The organism is Bradyrhizobium sp. CCBAU 51765 (assembly GCF_015291725.1).
In the GTDB taxonomy this organism is placed as follows: Bacteria; Pseudomonadota; Alphaproteobacteria; order Rhizobiales; family Xanthobacteraceae; genus Bradyrhizobium; species Bradyrhizobium liaoningense.
The window spans coordinates 7,674,972-7,692,195 of sequence record NZ_CP030038.1; the positions used below are offsets into that span (position 1 = coordinate 7,674,972).

The window sequence follows — 17,224 nt, forward strand, 5'->3', positions numbered from 1 at the left end:
TCAACACCTTGATATTACTTATAAAATCGGCCGGAATCGAAGTTTGGCCATAGTCATTCTGACTAAATTTTAGGCCATCGAAATGTGTGCGAAAGCGGCACGAAGTTTATTTTATGAGCAAATCGCCAGCTCTGGCTAAATTTACGGCATCACTATTTTTGCACCGCAATCGCTATTTCAGGCGCGCCTGCCTTGAAAGCGCCCCTTCGATGTTCCATATGACCACCCGAGACCTCTTGCGAATCAAGGGGTCATAGCGAGCCGCGTGTTCTTAAGCCCGTACGGGCGTCTGGCTTGCCCCATATCTCCCAAGCCCATCCGACACCCCAAGCACGCAGGTGTCTTCTCGACACCTTTTTGCGCGCGCCGCGCCGAATGCGCCGGGCGCTCGCTTTTGACATGGAAAGAACCCCTCTTTTGACTTCGTTTCAGGATTTCGGCCTCGCCGAACCCATCGCGCGCGCTCTTCGTGAAGAGAACTACGTCACCCCCACCCCGATCCAGGCCCAGACCATCCCCCTGGCGCTGACCGGCCGCGACGTCATCGGTATCGCCCAGACCGGCACCGGCAAGACCGCGTCCTTCGCGCTTCCAATTCTCCACCGGCTGCTCGAGAACCGCATCAAGCCGCAGCCCAAGACCTGCCGCGTCCTCGTGCTCTCTCCGACCCGCGAGCTGTCCGGCCAGATCCTGGACAGCTTCAACGCCTATGGCCGTCACCTGCGGCTGGCATCGACCCTCGCCATCGGCGGCGTGCCGATGGGCCGTCAGGTCCGCGCCCTGATGCAAGGCGTCGACGTTCTGGTCGCCACCCCCGGCCGCCTGCTCGACCTCGTGCAGAGCAACGGGCTGAAGCTCGGAAGCGTCGAGTTCCTCGTGCTCGACGAAGCCGACCGCATGCTCGACATGGGCTTCATCAACGACATCCGCAAAATCGTCGCCAAGCTGCCGATCAAGCGGCAGACGCTGTTCTTCTCGGCCACCATGCCCAAGGACATCGCCGAGCTCGCCGACGCCATGCTGCGCGATCCGGCCCGCGTCGCGGTGACCCCGGTCTCCTCGACCGCCGAGCGGATCAACCAGCGCATCATCCAGGTCGACTTCTCTTCCAAGCCCGCCTTCCTGACCAAGCTCCTGAAGGACGAGCCGATCAACCGCGCACTGGTTTTCACCCGCACCAAGCACGGCGCCGACAAGGTGGTGAAGACCCTTGAAAAGGCCGGCATTGCCGCGAGCGCCATCCACGGGAACAAGTCCCAGAACCATCGCGAGCGGACGCTCGCCCAGTTCCGCTCCGGCGAGATCCGCACCCTAGTGGCGACCGACATCGCCGCCCGCGGCATCGACGTCGACGGCATCACCCACGTGATCAATTTCGACCTGCCCAACGTCCCGGAAACCTATGTCCACCGCATCGGTCGCACCGCCCGTGCCGGCGCCGACGGCACCGCGATCTCGCTGGTCGCAGGCGGCGAGGAGCTCAGCTATCTCCGCGACATCGAACGGCTGATCCGCGTCGCACTGCCGCGCGAGGACCACCGCACCGACGCCGGGCGCCGCGATGCCGGCCCCGCCCCGTCGCAGCAACGGCAGGGCCGGCCGGGCGGCCGCCCGGGCCAACGCCCGCAAGGGACGCGGCACGGTGACGGGCGGCGTGCTGACGAAAGACATGCCGACGGGCGTCACCATGGTGCCGGCAAACCAAGTGACGGAAGGCCCGGTGAAGGACGGCACGCCGAAGCGAGGCATGCTGACGGACGACCCGGCAATAGCCCGAATGCTTCGAAGGGTTCTCGGCGCCGCCGCTCCGGTGGTAAGATGCATTCATCGCCTGTCGACCGTCCGGAACAACGTTCCGCGCATAGCGCCGGGACGCCTGATGGGATACAAGGCGTTGCCTTTTTGCGCCGCGAGAGTCGGCCAAACAGCCAACCGAACCGCAAACCCTATTCGCACTAGCCGTCCACGACCTGGAGAAATTCATGGCTAAGGAAGAGCTGATCCAGTTCGAAGGACTGGTCACCGAAATCCTCCCCGACGCCCGTTACCGCGTGCAACTCGACGCCGGACACGAGATCGTTGCCTATACCGCCGGCAAGATGAAGAAGAACCGCATCAAGACGCTCGCGGGCGACCGCGTGACGGTGGAGATGTCGCCGTACGACCTGGAGAAGGGCCGGCTCATTTTCCGCCACAAGGACGAACGTCCCAGCACGGCGGGCGGACCGCCCCGTCCCGGACAGCGCGGCGGCCAGTTCCGCCGCCGCTGATCGGCTGCGGCGCGCAGGCGCGAGACAAAATCCCGACTTGGATCTTGATCCGCCGTCGACACCACGGCGGATCAAAAAATCGTGCGCGTCCCGATTGTCTCGAATCCCTGTTTCTGATAAAATGAATTAATCGATTTTCGGCCGGACGACATTGGCATCCACCGGTACAGCCGGTTCAGACACCCTGACGACCCTTCCAGAAATTCGATCTAAACCTGCCCGCGCGAGCGGGCTCCGACATTGTGTATCTGAGAAGGAACTACCCATGAGCATGGGAACCGTGAAGTGGTTTAACGCGACCAAGGGCTTCGGCTTCATCCAGCCCGACGACGGCGGCCAGGACGTATTCGTTCACATCAGCGCCGTGGAGCGCGCCGGTCTCGGCTCGCTGCGCGAAGGCCAGAAGATCTCCTACGAGATCGTGGCCGACCGCCGCTCCGGCAAGTCGGCGGCGGACAACCTCCGCGCCGCGGGCTGAGCCCACCGGGCTCTTGGCCCGACCGCCCCGAGCGAGGAAACAAGAAAAGGCCGTGCGTCGCGCACGGCCTTTTTTATTCTACGGCATCAACCTGAAACGCGCCGACCATTCATCCTGATCGCATCGCGCCTCAGTTGGGTTTGGCGCTGCCGCTGGCACTGCTGCTCAGCGAACCAGCCTGGCTCATCGTGTTGTTGAAGTAGGCGTCGCTGTCGCCGAGCGTCACGCGACGCTGGCAAAGCGGTACGCAGCTGTAGGACTCGCGCTCGATCCCGCGATAGACGGTGACGAGCCGGTCGCTCGGACCTTCAACCTGGATCTGGCGGTCGACCAGGATCTCGCCGCCCCGGTCGAGCGCGATGAAGTTGGTGGCACCATAGCCCTTTCCGGTCACGACGATCATGCCGCCCGGCTGGAGCGTGACGTCGGCGATCAGGGGATTGCCGACCACGATGGTCGCCACCTTGCCGGGCAGCCGTACCAGCTTGGCCTGATCGACATTGACGGCGATCGTGTCGGCGGTGGACTCGGCAAGGCCGGCGGCCGGCCATGCCAGCGCCGCAGCGGCAACCAGAAGACACACCCGCGCATGACGGCGCAGCAATTCCTTACGCATACTCTTACCCCCGGGACGTCACAAACCGGCAGAAACGACCAGATAACAGCGGAGCCGGCGCCCGACCCGGCCAACCTGCCTTTAATTCATGAACGTTCCGCAAACCCGCCGGCTATTGTTTGAACGGATAGGAGAGTTGGCCCCAGATCTCCTTCGGCATGGTCGCTTCGTCCTTGCCGTAGTCCTGCGGCAGCTTCCCCTCCGGCATGCGGAACGTGCCGAACAGCACGTCCCAGATCGGAAACGTCCCCGCGAAATTGGTGTCGCCGCCCTCTTCGAGCGAGGTGTGGTGCCAACGGTGGAATACCGGCGTCGCCAGCACGTATTTGAACGGTCCGAAGGTCCAGTTCAGGTTGGCGTGCACGAAGGCCGAATGGAAGGTGGTGAACGGGCCGACCCAGATCATGACGTTGGGGGAGATACCGGCCATCAGCAGCACGACGTCGACGCTGATCGTCCCGAGCAGGAGATTGACGGGATGGAAGCGGGCCGCGGAGATCCACCCGATCTCCTCCGACGAATGATGGACGGCGTGGTACTTCCAGAAGCCGCCGTCGTGGAAAAGCCGGTGCAGCCAGTACAGCATGAAATCGGACAGCACCAGGAACAGCACGGCCTGGACCCACAGCGGCAGCTGCGACAGCGGACCATGGCCATTGTCGTAGAAGGCAATGAGCTCGTCGGCGTCGTGGATGTTGAAGACGACGCTGGCGCCGACGATCAGAAGACCGATCCGCATGGTGCGGGCGAACACCGGGACGAAGAACCAGTAGCAGATGTCGGTGATGATCTCCCGCTTGCGCCACCACGGCGCGCCGGGATTGCAGGCCCAGAAATGCTCCAGCACGGTGAAGACGGCCGCGAGCATGAAGGTGACGGGGATCACCTTGACGATGGTCTCGCCGAGCATCAGGGCGACTTGCATGGGCAGGCTCGACATCGTCGCCTCTCTTGCGAATTCCAGTCCTGCCTAGGCGTACTCCGCGAAATTTAAGGGAGCGTGAAGCAGGCAACGTGCTGCCGATGCATCGGGAACCGGAATGTATCGCAGCTGCCGTCTTAAGGCGAAATTCACTCTGCGCGAAAGCTGCGCGCCGGGCCTTGGTTTACGCGATCGAGTTAACTTTACCGAAAGAGCTCGGCTCTCATGGTCTTCGCCGGAGACAGCGCCGAACGAGGCGATTTCACCCAGACGGAGTTTGTTCATGAAGAACTTGATCGCGCGTTTCGCGAAGGATGAATCCGGCGCCACCGCCATCGAATACGGTTTGATCGCCGCCGGCATCGCGTTGGCCATCATCACCGTCGTCAACAATCTCGGCACCGCGCTGAACAGCAAGTTCACCTCGATCAGCACGTCGCTGAAGTAGATAACCGACGACCGACCACAAACGCCCCGGGCCTCCGGGGCCTTTGCTTTTCTGAAGACGGCAAGTTCCAGTGGCGTTGTACAAGTTCAGAACCGATGCCGCGGTCGCGGCGAAAGAGGTGGGGGCGGCTCAAGCCGGCGCGCCGGCCTATTGGATCTGCCTTGCGCTGCTGCTTGCGACGGTCGCGCTCGCCGCACGCATTGCCAGCTTCTGGTGAAAACGCATTCAGCGGCCCTGGCCGCACGTCCCTGTCGCCGTTGTCGGTTTGTTTAGCACTACGCGCTAGCATCCCGCGACGCCAGCTCCCGCGGCCAACCCAGGCCTCAAGACGCAGCCCATGATCCTCGACCTTGCGCGCCTTCTGCTCTTCCCGGCCCTGATGGCGTTCGCCGCCGCGAGCGATCTCTTCACGATGACGATCTCGAACCGCGTGTCGCTGGCGCTGGTCGCAGGCTTCTTCGTGCTCGCCCTTGCCGGTGGCATGGCACCTTACGACATCATGACTCATGTCGGCGCCGGCGCGCTCGTCCTGGTCGTGGCCTTCACCTGCTTCGCGATGGGCTGGGTGGGCGGCGGCGACGCCAAGGTCGCGGCTTCCGTCGCGCTCTGGTTCGGCTTCGCGCAGCTGATGAACTTCCTGCTCTACGCCTCGCTGTTCGGCGGCGCGCTGACGCTGCTGCTGCTCCAGTTCCGGCAATGGCCGCTGCCCTACGGGCTGGCGGGTCAGGCCTGGCTCGCACGGCTGCACGCCAAGGAGAGCGGCATTCCCTACGGCATCGCGCTCGCCCTGAGCGCGTTGATGGTCTACCCGGAGACCGAATGGGTGAAGGCGATCGACCTCACTCACCTAGCACTGCGCTGAACGCACCGGGTAACCCGGCGTTAAGGCGATTTAGATACGCCTCATTAACCATGCTTTGACGAATAGCTGGTCAACTGCCGATCACGGCGGCGGCAGCGTCGCGGCGTATTGTTGGAAAGTGAAGCGTATGAATAGGGCACGCATTGTCGTCCTGGCGGTCGCCATCTGCGCCGGCGGCGTCGCCGCGTACCTGGCGAGCGGCACCGACAATTCTGCGCCGCCTCCGCTTCCGGTCGCGCAGCTGCCGACCGTTGACGTCCTCGTCGCCAAGAACGACATCGGCCTCGGCCAGACCGTGAAGCCGGAAGACGTGCAATGGCAGACCTGGCCGGCCGCGACCGCCAGCGCCACCTTCATCCGCCGCAACGAGCGTCCCGATGCTGCGACCCAGGTAAGCGGTTCGATCGCGCGCGCACCGTTCATTCAGGGCGAGCCGATCCGCGACCAGAAGCTGGTCAAGGTGGAAGGCTCCGGCTTCATGGCGGCGATCCTGCCCACCGGCATGCGCGCGATCTCGACCGAGATCTCGCCGGAGACCGGCGCGGGCGGCTTCATCCTGCCCAACGACCGCGTCGACGTGCTTCTCACGCGCCGGTTGAAGAACCCGGACGAGAGCAGCGGCGCCCCCGACGTCGTCACGTCCGAGATCATCCTGGCCAATATCCGCGTCCTGGCCATCGACCAGGCGCCCAAGGAGAAGGACGGCCAGAACGCGGTGATCGGCAAGACCGTCACCCTCGAGCTCAATCCAGCGCAGACCGCAACGCTCTCCGCGGCGCGGCAGAGCGGCACGCTGTCGCTGGCGCTGCGCAGTATCGCCGACGTCAAGCTGAGCGAAATCACGCTCGACGACTCCGCGCAGAAGCGAGACGGCGTTTCGATCATTCGCTACGGCATTCCAAGTCAGACGGCTAAGGCACGATGAAGACAGTCGATATGAAATGCAGGGCAGACTCGGCGACGATACGAACCTCACTGGTCCGCGCCCTGTCGTTCTCGGCCGCCTTCGCGTTGGCGTTCAATCCGGTGATCGCCGCCGACTATCGCCCCGTCGCGCCGGCCGCGGCGGACGGCCAGATCAACGCGCGCTTCCTCTCGCTCGGCATCGGCAAGTCCATCGTGATCGACCTGCCGCGCGACATCAAAGACGTGCTCGTCGCCGATCCCAAGATCGCCAATGCGGTGGTCCGCTCGGCGCAGCGCGCCTACATCATCGGCGCGGCGGTCGGCCAGACCAACATCGTGTTCTTCGATTCCGCCGGCCAGCAGATTGCGGCCTATGACATCGCAGTCAAGCGCGACCTCAACGGCGTGCGGGCCGCGCTGAAGCAGATCCTGCCCAATGCAGACATCCAGGTCGATGGCCTCGGCGACGGCATCGTCCTAACCGGAACGGCTGCCAACCCGATGGAAGCGCAGCAGGCCAACGAGCTCGCCGCGCGCCTGGCCGGCGGCCCCGACAAGGTCGTGAACTCGATCGTGGTCCGCGGCCGCGACCAGATCATGCTCAAGGTGACGGTGGCCGAGGTCCAGCGCAACATCGTCAAGCAGCTCGGCATCGACCTCTCCGCCAACCTCAACTACGGCACCTCCGTGGTGAGCTTCACCAATTCGAATCCGTTCACGGCCTATGGCCGCAACCTTGTCGATGGCAACAATCTGACCACGAAGTTCGGCGCGACGCCATCTGTGCAGGCCACCCTGCGTGCGATGGAAACCGCTGGCGTGATCCGAACACTGGCCGAACCGAACCTGACCGCGATCTCCGGTGAATCGGCGACGTTCATCGCCGGCGGTGAATTCCCGGTGCCGTCAGGCTATGCCTGCGATCCCGTCACTCATGTCTGTACAACCCAGATCAACTTCAAGAAGTTCGGCATCTCGCTGAACTTCACGCCCGTGGTGCTGAGTGAAGGCAAGATCAGCCTGCGGGTGATGACGGAAGTCTCGGAGCTGTCGAACGAGAATTCGATCACGCTGTCGCAGGCGGTGACCTCGACCACGGTGAACTCGCTGACGGTGCCTTCGATCAGAACCCGCCGCGCGGAGACCTCGCTGGAAATTCCCTCCGGCGGCGCGATGGCGATGGCCGGCCTGATCCAGCAGCAGACCAAGCAGGCGATCAGCGGATTGCCGGGACTGATGCAACTCCCGATCCTGGGCACGCTGTTCCGCAGCCGCGACTTCGTCAACAACGCGACCGAACTGGTCGTGATCGTGACGCCCTACGTCGTTCGCGCGGTGGCGCCGAAGGACCTGTCGCGGCCGGATGACGGCTTCGCTCCGCCTGCGGATCCGCAGGCCCAGCTGATCGGCAATGTCAACCGGCTCTACGGCGTGCCCGGACGGGCCGAGCCGGCCAAAAGCTACCGCGGCACCTACGGCTTCATCACCGACTGAGGCGGAACGGGGACTTCACGATGATCACGAGACCACCCCAGCTTCGCAAACGCGCCATCCGCCTCGGTGGCGCGCTCGTCGGCATGGCGCTCGCGCTCGGCGGCTGCCAGCACGACGAGGTCGCCACGGCCTCCATTCCCGACGATTACAAGCAGCGCCATCCGATCGCGATCGAGGAGCAGAATCGCTCGATCGTCGTCTTCGTCGGCCATGCCCGTGGTGGATTGACCGCCGCCCAGCGCGCCGACGTGATGGGGGTCGCATCGGCATGGTTGCACGAAGGCACCGGCGCCATTCGCATCGACGTACCGTCCCAGACGCCCAACGCTCGTCCGATCGCGGATACAATGCGAGAGATCCAGGCGATGCTGGCGGCGGCAGGCGTTCCGCCGCGCGGCGTCAGCGTTCACCCCTACCGGCCGGAGGACAAGCGTTTCCTGCCGCCGATCCGGCTCACCTATTCCAGGATCGCCGCGGTCGCCGGTCCCTGCGGCCTGTGGCCCGAGGACATCGGCCCCTCGATGAAGAACAAGCGCTGGTTCGAGAACAAGGACTACTACAATTACGGCTGCGCCTATCAGCGCAACCTCGCGGCCATGGTCGACAATCCGTCGGATCTTGAGCAGCCGCGGCCCGAAACTCCGTCATACACGCCGCGGCGCATCACCGGTCTCGAGAAATATCGCAAAGGGCTCTCGACGGCGACGACCTATCCCGAGGCCGACAAGGCCAAACTCAGCGAAACCGGCAGATGATCAGCTACGCGCGCCAGACACAAGAAGAGCAGTCGCAAGCCGCTCCTCCGCCGATGGAGGAGCATATTGCGCCTGCGCCGCGCGTCTCGGTCCAGGCCTTCTGCGAAACCGTGGAGACCGCCGCCGCGGTACAGGCGGCCGGCGAGGATCGCCGTCTCGGCAAGGCCCACCTGAAGATCCAGATGGGCGGCATGGCGGCCGCCATCGAAGCCTACCGCTCGGCCCCCACGCCGAACGTGATCGTGCTCGAGAGCGACGGTCGCAACGATCTCTTGGGCGGACTCGACCAGCTCGCCACCGTCTGCGACGCCGGCACCCGCGTGGTCGTGATCGGCCGCATCAACGACGTCACGCTCTATCGCGAGCTGGTTCGCCGCGGCGTCAGCGACTACGTGCTCGCGCCGGTCGGCGCGATCGACGTCGTGCGCTCGATCTGCAACCTGTTCTCGGCGCCGGAAGCCAAGGCGGTCGGCCGCGTCATCGCCGTGGTCGGCGCCAAGGGTGGCGTCGGGGCTTCCACCATCTCCCACAATGTCGCCTGGGCGATCGCGCGCGACCTCGCGATGGACGCCGTCGTCGCCGATCTCGACCTCGCCTTCGGCACCGCCGGGCTCGACTACAACCAGGATCCGCCGCAGGGCATCGCCGACGCCGTGTTCTCGCCCGACCGCGTCGACACTGCCTTCATCGACCGCCTGCTGTCGAAATGCACCGACCATCTCAGCCTGCTGGCGGCGCCGGCGACGCTCGACCGGGTCTATGATTTCGGCACCGACGCTTTCGACGCCGTGTTCGACACGCTGCGCTCCACCATGCCCTGCATCGTGCTCGACGTTCCGCATCAATGGGCGGGCTGGACCAAGCGCGCCTTGATCGGGGCGGACGACATCCTGATCGTGGCCGCGCCTGACCTCGCCAACCTGCGCAATACCAAGAACCTGTTCGATCTTTTGAAGGCCGCGCGCCCCAACGACCGGCCGCCGCTCTACTGCCTCAACCAGGTCGGCGTACCGAAACGGCCCGAAATCGCCGCCACGGAGTTCGCCAAGGCGATCGAGAGCCAGCCGGTCGTCTCGATCCCGTTCGAGCCGCAGATCTTCGGCTCGGCAGCCAACAACGGCCAGATGATCGCGGAGATCTCCGCCAACCACAAGTCGATCGAGATGTTCCTGCAGATCGCCCAACGCCTGACCGGCCGCAGCGAGACCAAGAAGCAAAAGTCGTCCCTGTTTTCACCTCTGATTGAGAAGTTGCGGGGAAGATAAGCCGCCGCATGGAGCTGTTAAGTGTTCGGTAAGCGTAGCGGAACAGACACCGACCTTCGGGCGCCCAAGCCCGGCGCCGTATCGCATGAGCCTGCCCCGGCTCCGGCGCCGACGATGTCGCGCGCCCCAACTCCGCCGGCCGTCGCCTCGCCGCCGCTTGCCCCTGCCAAGGTCACGCCGCCTCCGGCCATGGAGAGCCGGCGTTCGGACAACTACTACGAGGTCAAGGCGACCATCTTCGGCGCACTGATCGAGGCGATCGACCTCGCCCAGCTCGCCAAGCTCGATTCGGAGTCCGCGCGCGAGGAAATCCGCGACATCGTCAACGAGATCATCGCGATCAAGAACATCGTGATGTCGATCGCCGAGCAGGAAGAGCTGCTCGACGACATCTGCAACGACGTCCTCGGTTACGGCCCGCTCGAACCGCTGTTGTCGCGCGACGACATCGCCGACATCATGGTCAATGGTGCGAATACCGTCTACATCGAGGTCGGCGGCAAGATCCAGCGCACCGGCATCCGCTTTCGCGACAACCAACAGCTTCTCAACATCTGCCAGCGCATCGTCAGCCAGGTCGGCCGGCGCGTCGACGAATCCTCGCCGATCTGCGACGCGCGCCTCGCCGATGGCTCCCGCGTCAACGCGATCGTGCCGCCGCTGTCCATCGACGGCCCCACGCTCACCATCCGCAAATTCAGGAAGGACAAGCTGACGCTGGATCAGCTCGTCAAGTTCGGCGCGATCACGCCGGAGGGCGCCGAGATCCTCCAGATCATCGGCCGCGTCCGGTGCAACGTGCTGATCTCCGGTGGTACCGGCTCGGGCAAGACCACGCTGCTGAACTGCCTCACCAATTACATCGAGCACGACGAGCGCGTCATCACCTGCGAGGACGCCGCCGAGCTCCAGCTGCAGCAGCCCCACGTGGTCCGGCTGGAAACCCGCCCCCCCAATATCGAGGGCGAGGGCCAGGTCACCATGCGCGAACTGGTGCGCAACTGCCTGCGCATGCGGCCCGAACGCATCATCGTCGGCGAGGTCCGCGGCCCCGAAGCCTTCGACCTGCTCCAGGCCATGAACACCGGCCATGACGGCTCGATGGGCACGTTGCACGCCAACAACCCGCGCGAAGCGCTGTCGCGCTGCGAATCCATGATCACGATGGGCGGCTTCTCCCTGCCCTCGCGAACCATCCGCGAGATGATCTGCGCCTCGATCGACGTCATCATCCAGGCGGCGCGCCTGCGCGACGGTTCACGCCGCATCACCCACATCACCGAGGTGATGGGCATGGAAGGCGACACCATCATCACCCAGGACATTTTCCTCTACGACATGGTCGGAGAGGACGCCAACGGCAAGATCATCGGCCGGCACCGCTCGACCGGCATCGGCCGTCCGAGATTCTGGGAACGCGCCCGCTATTACGGCGAGGAGAAGCGCCTCGCCGCTGCGCTCGACGCAGCGGAAGTCGCCCCGAAGACGTGAGCAGGTCAACGCCACCATGAACATGCAGGTCCTCGCCCTCGCCTTCCTCGCCACCGCAGCCGTCGGTGGCATCGCCTGGGTCTTCCTCTATCCGTTGCTGTCCGGGGAGCGAAAGGCGGAAAGCCGGCGCGCATCGGTCGCGCGCGCCGAGGCGCCGACGGCCCGCCAGGCCGAGAAGACCCAGCGCTCGCGCCGCGAGCAGGTCGAGACCACGCTCAAGGACCTCGAGGCGCGGCGCGCCCAGGAGAAGAGCGCTCCGCTCAGCGTCCGCCTGTCGCAGGCGGGGCTTGACTGGACGCCCCAGAAATTCTGGATCGCGTCCGCCATCGTGGCAGCCGTGTTCTTCGCGGTCGCGCTGCTCGGCGGCGGCGGCATGATCGGCGCCGTCGGGCTCGCCTTTGCCGGCGGCTTCGGCCTGCCGCGCTGGGCGCTCAGCTTCCTGAAGAAGCGTCGCGAGGCCAAGTTCCTGGCTGCGCTGCCCGACGCGGTCGACGTGATCGTTCGCGGCATCAAGGCGGGCCTGCCGCTGTTCGAATCGATCAAGGTCGTCGCCGCCGATTCTCCCGAGCCGCTGCGCAGCGAATTCCTGGCTATCATCGAGACGCAGGCGATCGGCATGCCGCTGGGCGAGGCCTGCGCGCGGCTGTACGAGCGCATGCCGCTGCCGGAGGCCAATTTCTTCGGCATCGTGGTGTCGATCCAACAGAAGTCGGGCGGCAACCTCTCCGAAGCGCTCGGCAACCTCTCCAAGGTGCTGCGCGACCGCAAGAAGATGCGAGAGAAGATCCAGGCAATGTCGATGGAAGCCAAGGCCTCGGCCGGCATCATCGGCTCGCTGCCGCCGATCGTGATGTTCCTCGTCTACCTCACGACGCCGCAATACATCTCGGTGCTTTGGACTCATCCTACCGGCCAGCTGATGCTGGTCGGCTGCGTCGTCTGGATGTCGATCGGCATCATGGTGATGAAGAAGATGATCAACTTCGATTTCTGACGGTGCTGTATGGTCGAATTCCTCGTCTCGAAACTGCACGACGTCCGTTTCATGACCATGCTGCTCGCGGCCGTCGCCGCCAGCGCAACCGTGTATACGCTGGTGATGCCGTTGTTCGCTGGCGAGGGCCTCTCCAAGCGCATGAAGGCGGTGGCGAGCGAGCGTGAGCGCATCCGGCAGCGCGAGCGTGAGCGTCTCCACAAGAGCGAAAAAGTCTCGCTGCGCCAGACCCCGAAGCAGCTCGTTTCCAAGGTGGTCGAGGACTTCAACCTCACCAAATGGCTCGCGCAGGAAGCTGCGCGGGACAAGCTCATCATGGCAGGTTACCGCGGCCAGGCGCCCTACATCACCTTCCTGTTTGCCCGCATGGTCGCCCCGATCGCGCTCTTCATCGGCTCGGCCCTCTACGTCTTCGTGATCGCGCGCATGGAACAGGCGCTGCCGGTCAAGATCGGCATCTGCATCGGCGCTGCCTATCTCGGCCTTCAGGCGCCGATGCTGTTCCTCAGGAATGCGATCGCCAAGCGCCAGCTCTCGATCAAGCGTGCATTTCCCGACGCGCTCGACCTGCTCCTGATCTGCATCGAATCCGGCATGTCGGTCGAGATGGCGTTCCGGAAGGTCGCGACAGAAATCGTGGGCCAGTCGATCGCGCTCTCGGAGGAGTTCACCCTGACCACGGCCGAACTGTCCTATCTGCAGGATCGCAAGGTCGCCTATGAGAACCTCGCACGGCGCACCGGGCTCGAGGGCGTCAAGTCGGTGTGTCTCGCGCTTCAGCAGGCGGAGCGCTACGGCACTCCGCTCGGCCACTCCCTGCGCGTCATGGCGCAGGAGAACCGCGACATGCGCATGAACGAGGCCGAGAAGAAGGCCGCCGCCCTCCCGCCGAAGCTGACGGTGCCGATGATCCTGTTCTTCCTGCCGGTGCTGTTCGTGGTCATTCTCGGGCCGACCGCCATCAAGGTCACGGAGTTGCACTGAGCGAGAGCGGACCGCGCGGTTCGTCGCTCAGGCTGAGATCGGGCGATCGGATCTGATCAGTCGGGCTGGCTGAGCGAAGCAACCGGCGTCCGCTTTGGTGCACCGTGCGGGGCGTCGCTGCGGCTGAGCATGTCCCTGAGATAGGCGACATTGGCGGCGGCCTGGTCCGGTGGCAGGTCCGCCTTCACGATGGTCTCCGCTTCCGCGAAGCGGCCCTGGAGACCGACAACCAGGGCGAGGTTCTGCCGCACCCGCGCGCTCGCACGCGGCGAGGCATAGGCCTGCCGCAGCGCCTCTTCGGCTTTCGGCAGCTCTCGCGACAACATGTAGGACAGGCCGAGATTGGAGAGCACGCCGGGATCACCCGGTGCGATCTTGAGCGCGCTCGCGTAGTAGGATCGCGCCTCCTCATGACGGCCCATCTGGTCCAGCGCCGTGCCCTGCACCGAAAGCAGGCGCCAGTCCGGATTGTCGGGCGAGTGCGCCTTCGACAGGACGTCGTAAGCCTGCTGGAAATTGCCGTTGTCGGCGAGTGCGCGGCCGTACTGGGCGAGCAGCGCCTTGTTGCCGGGATTGGCGATGGTCGCCTGCTCGAGCACGGCGGCGGCCTGGGCGCGCTGGCCGTTGGCGCGCAAGGCCTGTCCGTAGGCGAGTGCGGCGTCGGCATCCTTGGGATTGGCGCGGTAGCGCTGGCCATAGGCGTCGACGGCCCGCGCCGGATCGGTGGACGCGCGGTCGGCGGGAGCCGCCTCCGCCCGGGGGCCGACCGAGCCCGTCACGTCGGAGAGTTTCGACATGGCCGTGCAGCCGCCGAGGCCCATGGCCACCGCTGCGATCAGCGACGTCGAGGCAAGAAGCCGGGCAAGACTGATCCGTTGACGCATGAAGCCTTGATTCTGGAGCCGCTTGATCGAGCCGAACGCGCCAGCAATAGAATGTTAACCCTAACGGCCGGTTAACGACGCCCTCTGGCCTCTCGCGGCGGCATCACGACCGCAGCGCTCGTAAAGGCGCGGGGCCGTCCCCTTCCAAACCGTAGCTCCCGGCGCGAGATACGAGATCCGCCCGAGGACGGCGTCCTCTCACCCGGTCAATATTCGATGGCGAGCCGCCTGCGGATTTCGTCGATGCGCTTGTCGAGCGCATCGAACCGCGCGTGGACGGAGCGGTCGTGGAGATAGAAGACGTAGCCGCCGGCAAGGAACGCGAAGATCCAATGGTGATGTTCGATATAGCCAAAAATCGCCTCGACGGCCTGGCCGACGAATGTGACCACGCTCCACACAAATTCCATCGCATTTCCTCCCGGCGCTTCCTGGTCGGTCGCCTCCGATCTCCACATCTGACGGCCGCCCCCGAACCTAGCATGGCCTTGCGGCGCGGCGCAGTTCGCTGACCGGTGACGGCAATGCCGATTGCAGCGGCGCCGAAACTCTGCGAAGTCTCGTCAGTTCGCATGACCCCGCTTGATCTGACGATCCGGACCCGCCAATGCCCTCTGTCTTCGAGACGTCGCCCACCGCCATCCCGATCACTTTCGTCACCAAGTCGAGCTGGGATCAGACTGCCGAGACGCTGCCGCCGGCGCAGCGCCAGTTCGCCGCCGCAAGCGCCTTTGCCGCAAAGCCGGGCGGCTATCTGGCACTTCCCGCGCCGGACGGGACGATTGCTCAGGTGCTGTTCGGCCTCGAGGATGAGGGTGCAAGATCGCGCGACCTGTTCCGTCCCGGGGCCCTGCCCGGCCTGTTGCCGCCGGGAGCCTATCGCTTTGCCAACGCGCCGCACGATCCGCGGCTGGCGGCGCTCGCCTTCGCACTGGGGTGCTACCGCTTCGCCCGCTACCGCAAGGCCGATCGCCCGGAGGTCCGGCTGGTGCCGCCTGACGGTGTCGACGCGGCCGAGATCGAGCGGATCGCCGATGCCGCAATGCTGGCGCGCGACCTCATCAACACGCCGTCCAACGACATGGGCCCGGCGGAACTCGCCGCAGCCGCGCAAGCGCTCGCAACCGAGTTCGGCGCGAGCTTCGCCTGCACCGTCGGCGACGATCTGAAGACGAATTTCCCGCTGATCCATGCCGTCGGCATGGCCTCCAGCCGTCCGCCGCGGCTGATCGACATCGGCTGGGGCGATCCTGATCATCCCAAGGTGACGCTGGTCGGCAAGGGCGTGTGTTTCGACACCGGCGGACTGGACCTGAAGCCGTCGAGCGGCATGCTGATCATGAAGAAGGACATGGGTGGTGCCGCCAACGTGCTCGCGCTCGCACGCATGGTGATGGACGCGAAGCTGAAGGTGCGGCTGCGCGTGCTGATTCCGGCCGTGGAGAACGCGGTCGCCGGCAACGCCTTCCGCCCGCTCGATATCTTCACCTCGCGCAAGGGCATCACAGTCGAGATCGGCAATACCGACGCGGAAGGCCGGCTCGTCCTCGCCGACGCGCTGGCGCTGGCAGACGAGGAGAAGCCCGAGCTGCTGATCGATCTGGGCACGCTGACCGGCGCGGCGCGCGTCGCGCTGGGGCCGGATTTGCCGCCCTTCTACACCAACGATGAGACGCTGGCCGCCGACGTCGCGCGCTGCGCGGCGAAGGAGAACGATCCGTTGTGGCGCATGCCGCTGTGGCCGCCTTACGACGCCTGGCTGGACTCCAAGACGGCCACCATCACCAATGCGCCGTCCGGCGGCTTCGCCGGCTCGATCACTTGCGCGCTGTTCCTGCAACGCTTCGTCGAGCACGCCGCGAGCTGGCTGCATGTCGACATCTACGGCTGGACGCCGTCGGCGAAGCCGGCGCGGCCCGAAGGCGGCGAGTGCCAGGCCGCTCGCGCCCTCTACACACTGCTGAGCGAGCGCTATGCATGATCCAAAGCATGATCCACGGCTGACGCCGGCGCGGGGCGACCTCGCCGCCAAATATCTCGAAGGCAAGGTTGAGGCAGATCGCTTCGTCACCGGGGAGGAATTCGAGGTGGTCGAGGCGATCGCACCGGTGCGCGAGCAGCCGTCCTCGAACGCCATGCTGATGACGGAAGCGCTGCGCGGCGAACGCGTCACGGTCTACGACCGCAACGGCGAGGGGTGGGCCTGGGGCCAGCTCAATGGCGACGGCTATGTCGGCTGGCTTCCCGACGCGGCGCTCGTGAAACCGACGGCCGCGCCGACGCACAAGGTGGGCGCGCTGCGAACGTTCGCGTTCCCCGGTCCCTCGATCAAGCTGCCGCCGGGCGACACGTTCGTGATGGGTTCGAAGATTGCCGTGGCGCGTGAGGATGGCTCTTTCGCCGTGACGCGCGACGGGAGATTTCTACCGGGGACGCATCTCGTCCCGCTCGATCATCGCGAGGCAGATTTCGTGTCGGTGGCCGAGCGCTTCGTCGGGACGCCCTACCTGTGGGGCGGCAAGAGCAGCCTCGGCATCGACTGCTCGGGCCTCGTGCAGGTCTCGCTGACCGCCGCAGGCATTGGCTGTCCGCGCGATAGCGACATGCAGCTGGCCGGACTCGGCCGCACGCTGGAGCCTCATGAGCGAGGCAGCTTGCTGCGCGGCGATCTGATCTTTTGGAAGGGCCATGTCGCCATCGTCCGAGATGCCAGCACCATGGTTCACGCCAATGCCTATCACATGGCGACCGTGGTCGAACCGATCGAACCCGCGATTGCGCGGATCAGGCAGGCCGGCAGCGAGGTCACCGCGATCAAGCGACTCTAGCGGGCCTGCTTCGACCACTGCCTCTCG

At 65.2% G+C, this 17,224-nt stretch carries 19 protein-coding genes; 15 read left to right on the forward strand and 4 right to left on the reverse strand.

Going from position 1 to position 17,224, the window contains the following annotated elements; all coding sequences use genetic code 11:
* Window positions 1-375 precede the first annotated feature (375 nt).
* From XH96_RS35560 to XH96_RS35570, 3 genes are all read left to right on the forward strand, one after another.
* Entirely contained in the window at window positions 376-1,959 is a 1,584-nt protein-coding gene (locus XH96_RS35560) for a DEAD/DEAH box helicase (protein WP_194389960.1), read from the forward strand.
* A gap of 23 nt (window positions 1,960-1,982) precedes the next feature.
* A complete protein-coding gene (infA, locus tag XH96_RS35565; protein WP_024340539.1) occupies window positions 1,983-2,270 on the forward strand; it encodes a translation initiation factor IF-1 in 288 nt (95 codons plus the stop codon).
* Window positions 2,271-2,535: 265 nt separating this feature from the next.
* Window positions 2,536-2,748 (forward strand): cold-shock protein, encoded by a 213-nt coding sequence (locus XH96_RS35570; protein WP_014439634.1) that lies wholly within the window; start codon window positions 2,536-2,538, stop codon window positions 2,746-2,748.
* 130 nt (window positions 2,749-2,878) lie between these two features.
* Here XH96_RS35570 and XH96_RS35575 read toward each other — a convergent pair whose 3' ends face one another.
* Entirely contained in the window at window positions 2,879-3,364 is a 486-nt protein-coding gene (locus XH96_RS35575) for a pilus assembly protein N-terminal domain-containing protein (RefSeq protein ID WP_194389961.1), read from the reverse strand.
* A gap of 112 nt (window positions 3,365-3,476) precedes the next feature.
* Window positions 3,477-4,304 (reverse strand): sterol desaturase family protein, encoded by an 828-nt coding sequence (locus tag XH96_RS35580; RefSeq protein ID WP_194389962.1) that lies wholly within the window; start codon window positions 4,302-4,304, stop codon window positions 3,477-3,479.
* Between the two features lie 265 nt (window positions 4,305-4,569).
* Here XH96_RS35580 and XH96_RS35585 point away from each other — a divergent pair, with 265 nt between their 5' ends.
* From XH96_RS35585 to XH96_RS35630, 10 genes are all read left to right on the forward strand, one after another.
* Window positions 4,570-4,734 carry a Flp family type IVb pilin gene (locus tag XH96_RS35585; RefSeq protein WP_194389963.1) on the forward strand — a complete coding sequence of 55 codons (165 nt, stop codon included), beginning with the start codon at window positions 4,570-4,572 and terminating at the stop codon, window positions 4,732-4,734.
* Window positions 4,735-4,810: 76 nt separating this feature from the next.
* The gene (locus XH96_RS35590; RefSeq protein WP_194394423.1) at window positions 4,811-4,951 is read left to right on the forward strand and encodes a hypothetical protein; all 141 of its coding nucleotides are present in this window, start codon (window positions 4,811-4,813) and stop codon (window positions 4,949-4,951) included.
* A 120-nt stretch (window positions 4,952-5,071) separates the two neighbouring features.
* The gene (locus XH96_RS35595) at window positions 5,072-5,596 is read left to right on the forward strand and encodes a prepilin peptidase (protein WP_194389964.1); all 525 of its coding nucleotides are present in this window, start codon (window positions 5,072-5,074) and stop codon (window positions 5,594-5,596) included.
* A gap of 127 nt (window positions 5,597-5,723) precedes the next feature.
* Entirely contained in the window at window positions 5,724-6,521 is a 798-nt protein-coding gene (cpaB, locus tag XH96_RS35600) for a Flp pilus assembly protein CpaB (RefSeq protein WP_194389965.1), read from the forward strand.
* An 11-nt stretch (window positions 6,522-6,532) separates the two neighbouring features.
* Window positions 6,533-7,996 carry a type II and III secretion system protein family protein gene (locus XH96_RS35605; RefSeq protein WP_194394386.1) on the forward strand — a complete coding sequence of 488 codons (1,464 nt, stop codon included), beginning with the start codon at window positions 6,533-6,535 and terminating at the stop codon, window positions 7,994-7,996.
* A gap of 20 nt (window positions 7,997-8,016) precedes the next feature.
* Window positions 8,017-8,751 (forward strand): CpaD family pilus assembly protein, encoded by a 735-nt coding sequence (locus XH96_RS35610; RefSeq protein ID WP_131871967.1) that lies wholly within the window; start codon window positions 8,017-8,019, stop codon window positions 8,749-8,751.
* Window positions 8,748-10,016 (forward strand): AAA family ATPase, encoded by a 1,269-nt coding sequence (locus tag XH96_RS35615; protein WP_194389966.1) that lies wholly within the window; start codon window positions 8,748-8,750, stop codon window positions 10,014-10,016. The genes XH96_RS35610 and XH96_RS35615 overlap by 4 nt, the downstream gene beginning before the upstream one ends.
* Before the next feature lie 21 nt (window positions 10,017-10,037).
* On the forward strand, window positions 10,038-11,507 hold the full coding sequence (locus tag XH96_RS35620; protein ID WP_194389967.1) for a CpaF family protein: 1,470 nt from the start codon (window positions 10,038-10,040) through the stop codon (window positions 11,505-11,507).
* Window positions 11,508-11,523: 16 nt separating this feature from the next.
* Window positions 11,524-12,501: a type II secretion system F family protein gene (locus XH96_RS35625; protein ID WP_194389968.1), complete on the forward strand. Its 978-nt coding sequence runs from the start codon at window positions 11,524-11,526 to the stop codon at window positions 12,499-12,501.
* 9 nt (window positions 12,502-12,510) lie between these two features.
* Complete coding sequence (locus tag XH96_RS35630; RefSeq protein WP_028177285.1) at window positions 12,511-13,485, forward strand: type II secretion system F family protein; 975 nt, start codon at window positions 12,511-12,513, stop codon at window positions 13,483-13,485.
* 56 nt (window positions 13,486-13,541) lie between these two features.
* On the opposite strand, the gene XH96_RS35635 is transcribed toward XH96_RS35630, so the two are convergent.
* Together XH96_RS35635 and XH96_RS35640 are read right to left on the reverse strand one after the other, a co-directional pair.
* Window positions 13,542-14,369, reverse strand: coding sequence for a tetratricopeptide repeat protein (locus XH96_RS35635; protein ID WP_194389969.1), 828 nt, complete (start codon window positions 14,367-14,369; stop codon window positions 13,542-13,544).
* Between the two features lie 206 nt (window positions 14,370-14,575).
* Window positions 14,576-14,779 carry a hypothetical protein gene (locus tag XH96_RS35640; RefSeq protein ID WP_028177287.1) on the reverse strand — a complete coding sequence of 68 codons (204 nt, stop codon included), beginning with the start codon at window positions 14,777-14,779 and terminating at the stop codon, window positions 14,576-14,578.
* A gap of 197 nt (window positions 14,780-14,976) precedes the next feature.
* Here XH96_RS35640 and XH96_RS35645 point away from each other — a divergent pair, with 197 nt between their 5' ends.
* Together XH96_RS35645 and XH96_RS35650 are read left to right on the forward strand one after the other, a co-directional pair.
* On the forward strand, window positions 14,977-16,350 hold the full coding sequence (locus XH96_RS35645) for a M17 family metallopeptidase (RefSeq protein WP_194389970.1): 1,374 nt from the start codon (window positions 14,977-14,979) through the stop codon (window positions 16,348-16,350).
* On the forward strand, window positions 16,343-17,197 hold the full coding sequence (locus tag XH96_RS35650; protein WP_194389971.1) for an NlpC/P60 family protein: 855 nt from the start codon (window positions 16,343-16,345) through the stop codon (window positions 17,195-17,197). Before XH96_RS35645 ends, XH96_RS35650 begins: the two co-directional genes overlap by 8 nt.
* The last annotated feature ends 27 nt before the right edge of the window (window positions 17,198-17,224 follow it).

Coding starts and splice junctions, on each gene's coding strand:
- XH96_RS35560 (WP_194389960.1), top strand. CDS start 376: ATGCGCCGGGCGCTCGCTTTTGACATGGAAAGAACCCCTCTTTTGACT.
- infA (WP_024340539.1), top strand. CDS start 1,983: ATGGCTAAGGAAGAGCTGATCCAGTTCGAAGGACTGGTCACCGAAATC.
- XH96_RS35570 (WP_014439634.1), top strand. CDS start 2,536: ATGAGCATGGGAACCGTGAAGTGGTTTAACGCGACCAAGGGCTTCGGC.
- XH96_RS35575 (WP_194389961.1), bottom strand. CDS start 3,364: ATGCGTAAGGAATTGCTGCGCCGTCATGCGCGGGTGTGTCTTCTGGTT.
- XH96_RS35580 (WP_194389962.1), bottom strand. CDS start 4,304: ATGTCGAGCCTGCCCATGCAAGTCGCCCTGATGCTCGGCGAGACCATC.
- XH96_RS35585 (WP_194389963.1), top strand. CDS start 4,570: ATGAAGAACTTGATCGCGCGTTTCGCGAAGGATGAATCCGGCGCCACC.
- XH96_RS35595 (WP_194389964.1), top strand. CDS start 5,072: ATGATCCTCGACCTTGCGCGCCTTCTGCTCTTCCCGGCCCTGATGGCG.
- cpaB (WP_194389965.1), top strand. CDS start 5,724: ATGAATAGGGCACGCATTGTCGTCCTGGCGGTCGCCATCTGCGCCGGC.
- XH96_RS35605 (WP_194394386.1), top strand. CDS start 6,533: ATGAAATGCAGGGCAGACTCGGCGACGATACGAACCTCACTGGTCCGC.
- XH96_RS35610 (WP_131871967.1), top strand. CDS start 8,017: ATGATCACGAGACCACCCCAGCTTCGCAAACGCGCCATCCGCCTCGGT.
- XH96_RS35615 (WP_194389966.1), top strand. CDS start 8,748: ATGATCAGCTACGCGCGCCAGACACAAGAAGAGCAGTCGCAAGCCGCT.
- XH96_RS35625 (WP_194389968.1), top strand. CDS start 11,524: ATGAACATGCAGGTCCTCGCCCTCGCCTTCCTCGCCACCGCAGCCGTC.
- XH96_RS35630 (WP_028177285.1), top strand. CDS start 12,511: ATGGTCGAATTCCTCGTCTCGAAACTGCACGACGTCCGTTTCATGACC.
- XH96_RS35635 (WP_194389969.1), bottom strand. CDS start 14,369: ATGCGTCAACGGATCAGTCTTGCCCGGCTTCTTGCCTCGACGTCGCTG.
- XH96_RS35640 (WP_028177287.1), bottom strand. CDS start 14,779: ATGGAATTTGTGTGGAGCGTGGTCACATTCGTCGGCCAGGCCGTCGAG.
- XH96_RS35645 (WP_194389970.1), top strand. CDS start 14,977: ATGCCCTCTGTCTTCGAGACGTCGCCCACCGCCATCCCGATCACTTTC.
- XH96_RS35650 (WP_194389971.1), top strand. CDS start 16,343: ATGCATGATCCAAAGCATGATCCACGGCTGACGCCGGCGCGGGGCGAC.